Origin of the sequence: Limosilactobacillus gastricus PS3 (assembly GCF_000247775.1) — a bacterium.
GTDB classification, from domain to species: domain Bacteria; phylum Bacillota; class Bacilli; order Lactobacillales; family Lactobacillaceae; genus Limosilactobacillus; species Limosilactobacillus gastricus_A.
This window is the reverse complement of sequence record NZ_AICN01000033.1, coordinates 1-13124: the sequence shown is the minus strand read 5'-3', so window position 1 is coordinate 13124 and position 13124 is coordinate 1. Positions and strand designations below refer to the sequence as shown.

The following is a 13124-nucleotide window of genomic DNA, read 5'->3' as shown; positions in this document are numbered from 1 at the left end:
CTTTATGCTTTTTCCTCAGATTTTCTTTTATATAAACAAGAAATAAATCATTGGAACCAACAAGGACGGTAGCATGTCAACCGTTTTAAATTCGCGAATCTTTAGTAAGGACAAGCCACCAGCCATCACCAGAAAGCCACCGACAACCGACATTTCAACAACTAATGAATTGGAAAAGTAAGAAGCCGACAAATACTTGGTGACAAAGTAAATAAAGCTAAACCAAATGAAGATAATCGGGCTTTCTAGAATCATCCCCAGACCAAAGCTAGTCCCAAAAATAATTCCACAAACTAGAGTTAACATGGCGTTAGTATAGAGCATAGTTTGATTTCCATTGGTGGCAGCAGTGACCGGTCCTAAAATGGCCAATGCCCCAATACCATCTAAAAAGGAAGCCGTTGCCACCCCTTCACCCAGATGAGATTGGAAGTGGCGATCAATCCAGCCCGTGGCCCGATCATTCAAATTAAAGAAGGTGCCTAAAGGAATCCCAATAGCCAGACTAAAAATAAATAAGAGGGGATAGTGACTCTTATTCATATTATTAACAACGGTTTGAATACCTACACCCAGGGCTAAGAGGCCTAACGATTGCCAAAGGGCATCAATATATTTATCACTTAAGCGACGTTTAAAAAGCCAGCCGATCAGGGTCCCAACAATAATGGCGATCACATTCGCCCAAATTCCGATCATAATTGTACCTCCATATCACAAATTTCAATGTTAGCATAGAAAAAAGGCTTGATCAAACAGATCAAGCCGCTAGGGTTAAAAATTCATTTTGTAGTCAAAATGTTGATTGGTTCCCGAAAGATGGTCGGCATGTCGTTGCATTACTAAGCGATTTTTGCCAACTAGTAGCCACCATAACGGACTAGCAAAGATGAGCACTAAAATGGTGATGGTAATCAAACTAGCTGAACTAACGGTCGCTGTAGAAACAATTCCGTGGCTGATCACAAAGCTAGGAAAATCAACTAGAAAATGGAACAAAATTGTTAACCATAGTTGACCAGTATATAAATAGACGCAAGCAAATAATAGGCCGAGTCCAAAAGCAAAGGCAACCTGCAAGAGGGTGGTCCCGATAGGTTGGAGCCGCAAGTTAATCAAGTGCATGCCGCCAAAAATTAGGGAAGAAATCAAGAGTGACCAAGCAATCCGGCCCCGATGATTTTTGAGGGCGCCAAGCAAAACCCCGATTAAACCAAAGCGAAAAATAACTTCCTCACTGATTCCGGCTCGTAAAGCAGTTAATAAGAATAATTTATTAATACCGAGCTCATGAAAATTGAAAGTCATCAATTTATGTAAGACTTCCTGATAATCAGGTGTTACTGAAATTAGGCTAATATAGATTAGAGGAATCAAGATCAAAAGCAAAACGATCCACCAGCGCGTTCCTTCTTGGTAGCGTGGGGCGATGCCGGGCCATGAAAGGTGCCAAGTTCGCATAGCAACGACAACTAATAAGAAGAGGGCTAGCGAGAAGATAAAACCACTTTCGATCATCCATTGGTAAATCATTGGGCCTGCATAGCGTGGGGGAAAGACAAAGCGGGGCATAAATAAGATGATGTAAAACCAATATAATAAGAAGATTATCCGACTAATTGGATTAGTGAAATGTTTAGCGACCGTTCCAGCAAAAGGAATGAACATAATAATGTAGATAATAAAGGATAAAGAAATTACTCCCCGGACAGCTAAACCAGTATGGACAATGATTTGGCGCGTCACAATCGCCCAGACGAGAATTAAAGCAATTGGTTGAACAATCGCCTTTAGCCAATCCATGATAATGGTTAACCATTGGGGTTTGCGTTTCACAAAGTCACCCATTAGGAAAAGCACGAAGAAGATGCCGACCGTAATGACGAAGGCGGATAATTGAATGGTGTGGACAGTTTCCCAAATGGCAATCACGACTATGAAGAAGAGGGTGATGCCAAGCTGAGCGTAATGCCAGATCTTTAAATAATCATTTCCAGACATTGCGAGCTCCTTTCAAGCAATAATAATCTAATCATAACATATAAATAATCATTCGCGGCAAATAATCCGAACGTAAATTCGTTATTCATAGTCCCATTAATCGTATCGTTACAATTTCGATAAAATCAGGTTGATTCTCATGATATTTTAATTCTCATGCTATAATGGGCCCATCAAAAACGATGGAGGACAAGAAAATGACACAATATGTTCAAGCTCTGACGATTGCCGGGCACGATTCGGATGGTAGTGCCGGGATGCCGGCGGATTTACACGCCTTTTTTATTGATCAGGTCTATGGAATGGGGATTATGACCGCTGTGGTTTCGGGAAATTCATACGGGATTACCCAGCAACAATTAATGCCAACGGACTTTATTAAGGAACAATTTAAGGTGTTAGCGGCCGATTTTGAAATTAAAGCTGCGAAAACGGGGATGTTAGGCACCATCGACATCATTAACACGGTGGCGGATTGCTATGACCCGCAACACTTTGGCAAATTAGTGGTCGATCCGGTGATTATTACCAAACATGGGGTCATGTTACTAGAACAAGCGGCTTACGAAGCCTTTCGGGAGAAGATCGTACCCTTGGCAGAAGTGATTACGCCGAATTTCTTTGAAGCACAAAAGTTAGCTGAAATGGAAATTAAAACTGATGCCGATATGGTCACCGCTGCTCATCGCTTACAAGCTCTGGGGGCTAAAAACGTGGTCATAAAGGGGCAACACGAAGCCGGGTGGACCGACCCGGTCAAAGATTTACTACTAAAGGCTGATGGTAGCCAGCAATGGTTTGCAGAAGAATATGTTAAAACCACTCATATTAATGGGACTGGTGATACCTACTCGGCTATTATTGCGGGAGAATTAGCAAAAGGTAACGATGTCGAAACGGCAGTTCAAAAGGCCAAACGGGTTGTTCATGCGGCGATTGCAAATGAAATTGCCGTGGGTCACAAATTTGGTCCAATTAATCATTGGGCTGGTCAAGATGTCTTAAAATAGGATCCAAGCTGGGAAAGTTTTTCCTGGCTATTTTATTGTTTAATTGTGGTCAGCTCCTTTATAATATTTTTCAAGGAGGCAAGCTGATGAACCTTTTATTTTCAATTGATGATCGCTTTGTGAACCAACTAGCTACGGTGCTCACCTCAATTGCTGAAAACACCAACGCCGAAGACTTCCAGGTCTATGTGATTGCGGACCATCCCCTGGAAGCTAGTGCGCAATTAGCCGCATACTGTGAACAATTAAAGATGACCTATCATCCGGTCGTGATTGATCCGCAAGATTTTGCGCAAGCCCCCATTACCGATCGTTATCCAACGACGATTTATTATCGCCTTTTGGCTTATAAGTATTTGCCAGCCGATTTGGACCGGATTTTGTACTTAGATGCGGATGTCTTATGCATTAACGATTTACAGTCTTTCTACCAAATGGATTTATCGCATCATCTCTATGCTTCAGCGATTCATACGGCCTTGTCCAATACGACGGATGTGATTAATAAGATTCGGCTACAGAATTTTGATGCCGACGGTTATTATAATTCGGGAGTTCTCCTTATGAACCTAGAGTTAATTCGTCAACGGGTCAAAGAAAAAGATATTTTCAATTATATTGAAGAAAATCGCTTAGTCCTTTTATTACCGGATCAAGACGTGTTAAATGCCCTTTATGGCGATCAAATTAAGTCGGTTCCTGATGAGCTTTATAATTTTGATGCTCGCAAGGGGCGAACTTATGAGACAATCAGTTTTGGCGAGTGGACCTTGGATTGGGTGATGAAACATACCGTCATTTTGCATTATTGCGGTCGCGATAAGCCATGGCTACCTAATAAAAATACGGGGCGCTATACCGCCCTTTATAAACACTATTACAATTTAACTTTACGTCGTTTAGCATCCCTGCAATAGGGGTGCTTTTTTGGTTGGAAAAGAAAAAATGCTTTATCATTTTCGAAATTTTCAAAAGTTAATCTTAACTTGTCATAATAATTTGCAATCATAAGTTAATAATCTTAATTAAAAATAATTAAAATCTATCGAAAATCCCGATATAAAGCGATTTCTAACTGAAATTGACTTTAGAAAATCATTAAAATAACATTAGGATACTAACTTTTCTTAAGGAGGTCGTACATGGATAAGCCAAATTATCAATTAATTCCTTTGGGTGATCAAGCCATTATGGTCCAAATGGCTAATCAAATCGATCCACAGGAGAATCAACGTTTGCAAGCGATCGCTAGACTCATCTCTGGTCCGGAAATCCTCGGGGTTGTCCCAGCCTACAGTACCTTAACAGTCAACTTTGACGCCCAACAAACGACAATGGCACGAATGATGGACCGCCTTGATGAAGTGATCCAACAGTCATTGCAGATGGAGTTACCGCCAGCAAAGACCTGGTTAATTCCTGTCTCGTATGGCGGAGAATTTGGACCGGATCTCGGGGATGTGGCAGACTTTGCCCAAACTAGTCCCGAAGAAGTTATCAAGCGTCATACCGACACTGACTATTTGATCTATTTTCTTGGCTTTTTACCAGGTTTTGCCTATATGGGTAGTGTTGATCAACAAATTGCCATGCCCCGGTTAGCAACTCCCCGACTGTCAATTCCGGCAGGAAGTATTGGGATTGCCGGCCAACAAACCGGTTTTTATCCGGTGGCCTCGCCAGGAGGGTGGCGTTTGATTGGACAGACGCCGATCCGACTTTACGATCCTCAATCCCCCCAATCCTTCTATCAAGCTGGTGATTATGTCCGCTTTGTTCCAGTGAATCAGCGTGAATTTAAGCAGATACAAGCTGCCGTCGAACGTGACCAATATCAAGTCGAGGTGATTGACCATGCCTGAAATGCGAATTATTCATCCTGGTCCTTTTACGACCGTCCAAGATCTTGGGCGGACCCAATCGCAAGTAGCTGGCTTTCCGGCGAGTGGGGCTTTGGATCGTCAAGCGGCCGAAATTGGCAATGCGCTCGTAAATAATCGGGATGAAGCTGCGGTGTTGGAATTTTTCTTGCAAGGGCCGACGATATACTTTACGCATGCCACTTATATTGCTTTAACGGGCGCCCAGTTGGTGGCTACGCTTGATGGGCAAACCATTCCCATGTATCGATGTCAACGTGTCCAAGCCGGTCAAATTTTGACCATTGGCCAGCTTCACGCCGGTCAAGTTGCCTATCTAGCCGTAAGTGGCGGAGTCCGGGTGCCCCGAGTTCTCGGTAGTCGATCGACCACGACTCGGATCCAATTAGGTGGCTTAAACGGGCGGATTCTAGAAAGTGGTGATCGCTTGCCGGTCATGCAATGTGAATTAATGCCGGCCTATTATCATCGCACCACCGAAGCCTTACCCTTACCAGATCTTGCGGAGCCATTAAGGTTACGGATCTTAAAAGGGCCCCAGTGGTCTTGGTTCGACCAGGCAACCCAAGCCCAGTTTATCAATAGTCAATATGAGGTCACCAAAGATGCTGATCGGATGGGCTATCGACTCAGCGGGCCACAGCTGCCGACGCCTGATAAATCAATGCTGTCAGCGGCGACAGTCTTTGGTGGGATTCAGGTGCCTAATGGGGGACAGCCGATTGTTTTATTAGCCGATCGCCAAACCACGGGCGGCTATCCTTTAATTGCCGTGCTCGCGACGGTTGACATCCGGCTCTTAGCGCAATCCCGACCTGGTCAGGCGATCCAGTTCGAATTGATTGATTTAGAAGAGGCGCAGGCCTTAATTCGGGAACGCTCGCATTCACAAAGCCAGCTTCGTCAAAAATTTCATAAGGCCTATTACCAAGCACCTTTTGGGATTAGTCGGGTGGCCGCCTATCGTATTCAGCAATTATTTGAGGAGTAATCAAAATGAAAATTGATCAAGCAGCAATTGAAGCCTTAGCCCAAATCATGCAAGACCAGGGGCTAGGAGAAATTGAATATCAAGATGGTGATCAGCGTATAAAGTTGGTCTCCGCCACGACCGCGGAAAATACATTAACTGATCCAAGGAGTCTAAACGGCCCAGAACTAACTCAACCCGTCCGGGCCCAGACAGCCAATGTTGATGGGGCAACCATTAATGCTCCCACCGTGGGGATCTTTTATACGGCGAAATCACCGCAAGACCCGCCCTATGTCCAGGTTGGTGATCATGTAGAACCCGGCCAGATTGTGGGCGTGATTGAAGCCATGAAGATGTTCACCAATGTAATGGCTGATCAAGCAGGGACCGTTGAACGGGTATTAGTGAATAATGAGGAGGGGGTTGAATATGGACAACCACTTATTCAAATTAAGTGATTCCGTCAGTAAATGGCCTTTCCATAAAGTCTTAGTTGCCAATCGGGGTGAGATTGCTGTCCGGATCATTCGGACTTGTCGCGTTCTGGGACTGGCAACTGTAGCAGTTTATTCAGATGCAGATAGTCAAGCCCTCCATGTGAAACTAGCTGATGAAGCAGTCAAGATTGGACCGGCCAATGCCAGTCAAAGTTATTTGAATATCGCGGCTTTGATGGCTGCGGTTCAATTGACGGGAGCGGATGCCCTGCATCCTGGTTATGGTTTCTTATCGGAAAGTCCCCAATTAGCCCGGGCCTGTCAAGAAAACCATATTAAATTAATTGGCCCCAGCGCCGAATTAATGGAATTACTCGGCGATAAAGAACGAGCGCGACAGACCATGCAGCGGGCGGGATTGCCAATTGTTGAAGGTAGTCAATCGATCATTACCGATTTGTCAACGGCCCAGCAACAAGCTGAGCAAATTGGCTATCCAATCATGTTAAAGGCCGCAGCAGGTGGTGGTGGTAAAGGAATGCGGATCTTGCATTCTGCCGAGGAATTAAACCAACAATTTGCTACCGCGCAAGATGAAGCCATGGCATCGTTTGATGATCGCCGGATGTACATGGAACGGTATTTAGCCCATCCACGGCATATTGAAGTACAGATAATTGCTGATCGGTATGGACATGCGATTGCTTTGAGTGAACGTGACTGTACTATCCAAGCGCGCCATCAAAAAGTCATTGAAGAAGCGCCGGCCGTGGTCATTCCCGAGGCCATTCGCTCCGAAATGCTAAGTCGATGCGAGGTGGCGGTTGCCCAGCTCCACTACGAAGGGGTCGGGACGATTGAATTTTTATATAACGAAGATGGCTCTTATTACTTCATGGAGATGAATACCCGCATCCAAGTCGAGCATGCCATTAGCGAGCAGGTTAATCTAGTCGATCTGATCGAATTACAGTTACGGCTGGCCGCGGGTGGCCTCTTATCTGGTCAGCGTCCATCCACGCAAGGCTTTGCTCTAGAATGTCGAATCAATGCCTTAACTCCAGGAAAGATCACAGCTTTACATCTTCCAGGAGGCCAAGGAGTACGGGTAGATACGGCCATTTATCAAGGCTATCAAGTCCCCACTAATTATGATGGGATGATTGCTAAACTAATTGTTTATGGTGATCGACGACAGCGGGTCTTGAAACAAATGCAAACGATTGTGGATGAAACAGTCATTGAAGGGGTCCAAACCAATTTAGGTGAACTGGCCCAAATTTTACGAGAACCAGATTTTCAGCGTTTAAAGACTACAGTGAACTGGTTAGATGAATTACAAAGTCAGGAGGTAGAACAATGATTACGGTTGATTTTAATAGTGATCTTGGGGAAAGCTTTGGCAATTATACGATTGGGGATGACGCAATGGTGTTGCCAATGATTACCTCAGCCAATGTGGCCTGTGGATTCCATGCGGGTGATCCGGATGTCATGGCTAAAACGGTTACTTTAGCCCAGCAGAATCAAGTGGCCGTCGGCGCTCATCCTGGTTATCCTGATCTGGCAGGTTTTGGACGGCGCAAAATGGCCATGAGTCATCAAGAAGTTGCAGACATGGTGACTTACCAAGTGGCAGCGCTCCAAGGCTTCTTACCGGACCATCATTTGCATCACGTTAAGCCGCACGGAGCACTTTATAATGCGGCGGCGAAGGATTTTGAATTGGCCCTAGCCATTTGTGAAGGTATTAAACGGGTGGATCCTTCAGTGCCCCTGTATGGACTAGCCAATAGTGAACTCATTCGCGCCGGGCAACGCTCTGGCTTACCAGTGCGGTCGGAAGTCTTTGCCGATCGTGCCTATCAAGCCGATGGTTCGCTGGTACCTCGAAGTCAGATGGGAGCCGTCCTAACGGATCCCCAGCAGGTTGCCCAGCGAGCTTTAACCATGGTGACAACTGGGACCGTGACCGCCATTACTGGCGAAACAGTGAAGATTGTGGCCGATACCATTTGTGTCCATGGTGATAATGCAGCCGCTCGCCAATTAGTAACGACGATGCGGGCCGTCTTTGATGATGCTGGAATTAATATTCATGCCTAGGAGGGAATGCTGATGCAAGAAACAACAAGTAACCGTCACCGTCAATTACGGAATGCGGCGATTGGTGGTGCCTTTTTAATGGCCATGTCGGCCGTCGGACCAGGCTTTTTGACCCAAACCGCGACCTTCACGCAGTCCGAAGGGGCCAACTTTGGTTTCGCCATCCTGATCTGTATAATTGTCGATGTGATTGTCCAGTTAAATATCTGGCGAATTATTGTTGTGGCAGGGGAACGGGCCCAGGTGGTGGCCAATCAGGTCTTACCCGGTTTAGGTTATCTGTTGTCACTCCTGGTGGCGATCGGGGGACTTTTCTTTAATATTGGGAATGTTGCCGGCGCTGGCTTGGGACTAAACGTCATGTTTGGAATTCCGGTGACCACCGGGGCCATTATTAGTGGTTTAGCGGGAATTATCATTTTAATCATCAAAAATGCGATGCCTGTCGTCGATCGTACGGTTCAGATTCTAGCGATTGCGGCCGTCCTAGTCTTGGTATATGTCCTTTGTGTCTTTAAGATCCCCTATACTACCGCAGTAACGCATACCTTTGCGCCGACCAAGATTAATTTCTACTCGATCCTAACGATTGTCGGGGGAACAGTTGGTGGTTACATTTCCTTTTCTGGGGGCCACCGCTTACTGCAAGGGGGTGCGAAAGGTCAAAAGGATACCCATTATGTGAACCTCGGAGCGTTAACGGGAATTGGATTGGCTTCCTTAATTCGGGTCCTCTTGTTCTTAGTGGGTCTTGGAGTCGTGTTAGCTGGTCACCAACTGGCTGCCGATAATCCAGCGGCGACCATTTTCCAAGTCGCTGCGGGCCAAATTGGTTATAAGTTCTTTGGTCTCTTGCTCTTTGCGGCAGGAATGTCATCAGTGATTGGCTCGACTTTTACTTCGACTTCTTTTTTGAACTACGCCACAAATCATGACCAAGAAGCCAAAGAAACGACCACGCAACGCTGGCTCACGATTGGTTTTATTGCGATTTCGACCTTAATCTATATCTTCATCGGACAACCAGCCAAGGTTTTGGTCTTTGTTGGGGCTTTAAATGGTACGATTCTGCCGATTGCCCTAGGGATTCTCTTATTGGCTAGTCGGAAACAGAAGGTAATGGGAGATGGTTATCGCCATCCAATTTGGTTATCAATCACGGGCTGGATCGTCGTTGTCTTCATGGCTTATGCGGCCTGCAATACAATTGCTGGTTTGTTCTAAAAAGAAGCTGGGAAAAAAGCAATAAAGGCGCCCCATAGGGCTAACCTAGAACGAATGTTGGTACGGAATGGACCGACGTGAGTTCGTAGTTAGACTCGTGGGGCGCGCTTTTTGACCGTAATTACGAGTGTGATTAATAGAATGAGAGTAGGAAGAAATGTTAATTAGTGTTTCTTCCTACTCTCTTTTTTTAGATCATTCTTCTTAAAGCTGCTTCTACAGCCGTCACTTGTACGTCAGGAAAGACTGATTGCATTCGCGTATTCTTTTTCAGACAGATGTATTCAGCTATGGGGTGAATCTCAGCTTCGGTAATATCGAGATCGGCTAACTTAACTGGTAGCCCAATCGTGGGATAGAATTGGCGAATTTCCGTGGCGAGCTCGTCATTGTCTTCTAGTGTTACTTGGAACAGATTACCAAGCGCGACAATTTCACCATGGGTCCAAGCAGGATGGTCTTTAATTTTAACGTAAGCCTTATAAAAGGTGTGGGCCGCTAAACTCCGCCCATCATCGTCGGCGAAATTATCAACCGAAGCAGCGATTAAAAAGATCGTGTCCCAAAGATTTTTTAATTCAATCTCAGGTAAAGTAGCGACATTTTTAACATGGAGCATTTCCCGGTGACAGACTTCAATAAAATTTCGGGCTACTTGTTGAGTAACTAATGGTAGATTATCTTTCGGGAGTCGCCGCCGAATTTCATAGTACTTGGCAATGGTGTCACCAATGCCTGATAGAATATAGTGTTGAGGAGCGACCCGTAAGAGTTCTGGTTCCACTAAGACGACACTAATCGTGATCCCCGTCCGGTGATTAGCGACCATTTCGTGATCACCTTCTGCGTAGACAATACTCTTGGTAGTTAAGGCGGCACAGTTAGAAGGCACTGTCGGAATGTTAAATAGCTTGACGTTTAATTTGTCGGCGACCAGTTTGACATTATCCAAAAGCTGACCACCGCCAAAAGCAATAATGCCGTCGTATGGTTGGCAAAGATCGGCTAAGCGGTCGGCTTCTTCGTAAGTACAATTACCATGAAAGAGAAGCAGTGGATACTGATCAAGAAACCCATCCGGTAGGTAAGGTGGAATCACCTTTTTGACGGTTTCATCTGTAATGATGACCGGATGGGATAATTTATGTTGACTGAGATAATCAGGTAAGTGCTTTAAAATGCCAGGTTCATTCACATATTCACCCGGGCTTAATCGAATGGTCCGTTCTGCCATTATGAAAACCTCCTCACAAATGGGTTAGTTACAATATTAGAACTTACTAATAAAATAACAAGTTATCCTTATTAATTTGTAAGAAAGTCAAGTAAGAGCGGATGTGGAGAAGCAGGAAGTAAAGAATCTTTCTCACTTGCTTTAACTTTTTAAAGTATTACTAGGGCATTTTTAAGACTAGTGCGCCATCCAGATTACCTTTTTTGACCCGTTGTAAGGCCACTAAGGCTTGATCAAAAGGATATTCGGTCGTATGCGGAATGATCTTGAGGCGATGAGCGAGCGCTAACCATTCTTCGCCATCTTGGCGGGTATTACTCTCCACGCTCGTCAGATTCTTTTCGTGAAAAATGGCCGCTTGATAATTAAGACTGGGAATGTCACTCAAATGGATTCCCCCAATGGCGAGGGTGCCACCAGGAGCTAAGTTAGTGAGCGCATTAGGAACCATTTCGCCGGCCGGTGAGAAGAGAATGGCGGAATCGAGTAATTTGGGTGCCGGATCATAAGCCCCCTGGGCACTGGCACAACCCATTTTAAGGGCAGCGGCTTGGGCAGCTAGGCCACGCGTAAAGACATGAACCTCAATGCCCTCATGGAGCGCTAACTGGGCACATAAGGAAGCTGAACCGCCAAAGCCATACAGTCCCAAACTACCCCCAGCCGGGACTTGAGCCCGTTTAAAGGCTCGGTAGCCAATGATGCCGGCACATAGGAGTGGAGCGGCACTAACTGGGTCAAGTTCCATAGGGAGACGATAAGCAAAGCCTTCGGGCACGGTTACATATTGGGCGTAGCCACCATCATGATCCCAGCCCGTATAAGTCGAATGGGGGCAGAGGTTTTCTTGACCACTGCGGCAAAAGCGACAGACTCCACAGGCTTGTCGGAACCACGGAATTCCAATTCGATCGCCCTTTTGAAAGCGGTGGGCGGATGAGCCATTAGCGACCACTTCACCGACAATTTCGTGACCGGGGGTGACGTGTTCTTGATGCATCGGCAGATCGCCTTCCGTGACATGCAGATCCGTATGACAAACGCCACAGGTTAAGACTTTCACCAGGACCTCGTTAGTAGCGGGGGTTGGAATGGGGCATTCAATTAACTCGATGGGCGCCGGGGATTGATCCACGGGACCGGGCTTGGTTAGGTGCCAAGCCAACATGGTATTAGTATTGGACATCGTAACATCTTCTTTCTTTTTTCTTCTATTATAATCACTTCACTAAAGATGGTAAGTCAGCATGATATAATAACGATCAAAGGAGGTGGGACGATGGCTTACATTTTTGCTAGTGATCCTCATGGAACTGGGGCAGCTTGGATTAAATTGGTGGAAGCCGCAAAACAGGACTATCCTCACGCCCAAGTGGTCTTTGGCGGTGACTACATTGATGGCAAACGTGACGTCAAAATGACCCTCCAATACGTCATGGATCAGGTTAAAGATGCAGGGGCCTGGGCCTTAAAGGGAAATCATGAACAAATGTTGCAAGACTTTGTGGAGCATGGAGATTCGCTTTGGTTTATTAATGGGGCTAAAACGACTTTACAGTCCCTATATAGTCGCATTGGTAGTCTGGACCAAATTAAAGCCCAATTGCTAGCCTCTCCTTACTTGGCCTTTATTCAGAGCCTGCCAACTTTACTAGAAACGGATCGGATAATCTTTGTCCATGCCGGGGTGATGCCGACCACCAATTATTTAACGACCAGTGACCAGAATCGCTTATGGATGCGCGAAACCTATTGGTATGATTTGGGGACCAATGTCATCGCCCATAATCGAACCGGTAAAACCATTATCACGGGACATACGCCCACCAGCATGATAGATGGGGTCATGTTCGATGCGAAGGGGCACGAGTATCATTTGAGTGCTCTCCAGCATCCTGAGTGTCCGGTTCTAGAAATTCGTTACCATGGAGAACCGGCGCGTATTTTTACCGATAATGGATGCCATGGTTCTTTGATGGATAATCACGGAAATGTAGTAGTTTTAAATGATGATGGAGAAATTATGCAGGTATACTCTGATAACACCAATGGCTGGGTCAAGATTTTAGTCTAATATATCTGGTAACTAGGTGGAGTTTTAAGTATAATAAAAATATAAACAAGCCCGTTTAAAACAGTGGTTTTTGTTCTATATCGGAAAGACCGCTCAGAACTTTACCAGAGTTTTAGATGAGCGGTCTTTCATTACTTCTTATGCAAGATTGCAACAATTAGCAATCCGAAGGTCAACATTAAGTC

General features: G+C 45.4%; 13 protein-coding genes. 9 read left to right on the top strand and 4 right to left on the bottom strand.

The genetic code is table 11. The annotated features are described in order from the left end of the window. Positions 1-27: 27 nt before the first annotated feature. On the bottom strand, positions 28-699 hold the full coding sequence (locus PS3_RS04230) for a DUF554 domain-containing protein (protein ID WP_007122160.1): 672 nt from the start codon (positions 697-699) through the stop codon (positions 28-30). A 75-nt stretch (positions 700-774) separates the two neighbouring features. Beyond that, positions 775-2001 carry a CPBP family intramembrane glutamic endopeptidase gene (locus PS3_RS04225; protein WP_007122159.1) on the bottom strand — a complete coding sequence of 409 codons (1227 nt, stop codon included), beginning with the start codon at positions 1999-2001 and terminating at the stop codon, positions 775-777. Between the two features lie 197 nt (positions 2002-2198). Between PS3_RS04225 and thiD the strand changes: the two genes are divergently transcribed. The 8 genes from thiD to PS3_RS04185 all read left to right on the top strand — a co-directional run bounded on the left by thiD (position 2199) and on the right by PS3_RS04185 (position 9631). After that, positions 2199-3011, top strand: coding sequence for a bifunctional hydroxymethylpyrimidine kinase/phosphomethylpyrimidine kinase (thiD, locus tag PS3_RS04220; protein ID WP_040468100.1), 813 nt, complete (start codon positions 2199-2201; stop codon positions 3009-3011). Between the two features lie 86 nt (positions 3012-3097). Beyond that, the gene (locus PS3_RS04215) at positions 3098-3928 is read left to right on the top strand and encodes a glycosyltransferase family 8 protein (RefSeq protein WP_040468099.1); all 831 of its coding nucleotides are present in this window, start codon (positions 3098-3100) and stop codon (positions 3926-3928) included. A gap of 225 nt (positions 3929-4153) precedes the next feature. Beyond that, positions 4154-4873: a 5-oxoprolinase subunit PxpB gene (gene pxpB / locus PS3_RS04210; protein WP_007122157.1), complete on the top strand. Its 720-nt coding sequence runs from the start codon at positions 4154-4156 to the stop codon at positions 4871-4873. Next, positions 4866-5882 carry a 5-oxoprolinase subunit C family protein gene (locus tag PS3_RS04205; protein ID WP_007122156.1) on the top strand — a complete coding sequence of 339 codons (1017 nt, stop codon included), beginning with the start codon at positions 4866-4868 and terminating at the stop codon, positions 5880-5882. Before pxpB ends, PS3_RS04205 begins: the two co-directional genes overlap by 8 nt. Positions 5883-5887: 5 nt before the next feature. Next, entirely contained in the window at positions 5888-6322 is a 435-nt protein-coding gene (locus PS3_RS04200; protein WP_007122155.1) for an acetyl-CoA carboxylase, read from the top strand. After that, positions 6294-7664, top strand: coding sequence for an acetyl-CoA carboxylase biotin carboxylase subunit (locus PS3_RS04195; RefSeq protein WP_007122154.1), 1371 nt, complete (start codon positions 6294-6296; stop codon positions 7662-7664). The genes PS3_RS04200 and PS3_RS04195 overlap by 29 nt, the downstream gene beginning before the upstream one ends. Further along, entirely contained in the window at positions 7661-8407 is a 747-nt protein-coding gene (locus PS3_RS04190) for a LamB/YcsF family protein (protein ID WP_007122153.1), read from the top strand. Before PS3_RS04195 ends, PS3_RS04190 begins: the two co-directional genes overlap by 4 nt. A 12-nt stretch (positions 8408-8419) precedes the next feature. After that, positions 8420-9631 carry an NRAMP family divalent metal transporter gene (locus PS3_RS04185; RefSeq protein WP_007122152.1) on the top strand — a complete coding sequence of 404 codons (1212 nt, stop codon included), beginning with the start codon at positions 8420-8422 and terminating at the stop codon, positions 9629-9631. Positions 9632-9821: 190 nt separating this feature from the next. Here the strand turns inward: PS3_RS04185 and PS3_RS04180 are convergent, their stop codons facing one another. Beyond that, positions 9822-10865, bottom strand: a complete 1044-nt coding sequence (locus tag PS3_RS04180; protein ID WP_040468097.1) for an iron-containing alcohol dehydrogenase family protein — start codon at positions 10863-10865, stop codon at positions 9822-9824. A 160-nt stretch (positions 10866-11025) separates the two neighbouring features. Then, on the bottom strand, positions 11026-12051 hold the full coding sequence (locus PS3_RS04175) for a zinc-dependent alcohol dehydrogenase family protein (protein WP_007122151.1): 1026 nt from the start codon (positions 12049-12051) through the stop codon (positions 11026-11028). A gap of 93 nt (positions 12052-12144) precedes the next feature. On the opposite strand from PS3_RS04175, the gene PS3_RS04170 reads away from it, so the two are divergent. Next, a complete protein-coding gene (locus tag PS3_RS04170; protein WP_050950827.1) occupies positions 12145-12939 on the top strand; it encodes a metallophosphoesterase in 795 nt (264 codons plus the stop codon). The last annotated feature ends 185 nt before the right edge of the window (positions 12940-13124 follow it).

Excerpts from the sequence above, each read along its gene's own strand:
- PS3_RS04230 (WP_007122160.1), bottom strand. The coding sequence starts at position 699 with ATGATCGGAATTTGGGCGAATGTGATCGCCATTATTGTTGGGACCCTG.
- PS3_RS04225 (WP_007122159.1), bottom strand. The coding sequence starts at position 2,001 with ATGTCTGGAAATGATTATTTAAAGATCTGGCATTACGCTCAGCTTGGC.
- thiD (WP_040468100.1), top strand. The coding sequence starts at position 2,199 with ATGACACAATATGTTCAAGCTCTGACGATTGCCGGGCACGATTCGGAT.
- PS3_RS04215 (WP_040468099.1), top strand. The coding sequence starts at position 3,098 with ATGAACCTTTTATTTTCAATTGATGATCGCTTTGTGAACCAACTAGCT.
- pxpB (WP_007122157.1), top strand. The coding sequence starts at position 4,154 with ATGGATAAGCCAAATTATCAATTAATTCCTTTGGGTGATCAAGCCATT.
- PS3_RS04205 (WP_007122156.1), top strand. The coding sequence starts at position 4,866 with ATGCCTGAAATGCGAATTATTCATCCTGGTCCTTTTACGACCGTCCAA.
- PS3_RS04200 (WP_007122155.1), top strand. The coding sequence starts at position 5,888 with ATGAAAATTGATCAAGCAGCAATTGAAGCCTTAGCCCAAATCATGCAA.
- PS3_RS04195 (WP_007122154.1), top strand. The coding sequence starts at position 6,294 with ATGGACAACCACTTATTCAAATTAAGTGATTCCGTCAGTAAATGGCCT.
- PS3_RS04190 (WP_007122153.1), top strand. The coding sequence starts at position 7,661 with ATGATTACGGTTGATTTTAATAGTGATCTTGGGGAAAGCTTTGGCAAT.
- PS3_RS04185 (WP_007122152.1), top strand. The coding sequence starts at position 8,420 with ATGCAAGAAACAACAAGTAACCGTCACCGTCAATTACGGAATGCGGCG.
- PS3_RS04180 (WP_040468097.1), bottom strand. The coding sequence starts at position 10,865 with ATGGCAGAACGGACCATTCGATTAAGCCCGGGTGAATATGTGAATGAA.
- PS3_RS04175 (WP_007122151.1), bottom strand. The coding sequence starts at position 12,051 with ATGTCCAATACTAATACCATGTTGGCTTGGCACCTAACCAAGCCCGGT.
- PS3_RS04170 (WP_050950827.1), top strand. The coding sequence starts at position 12,145 with ATGGCTTACATTTTTGCTAGTGATCCTCATGGAACTGGGGCAGCTTGG.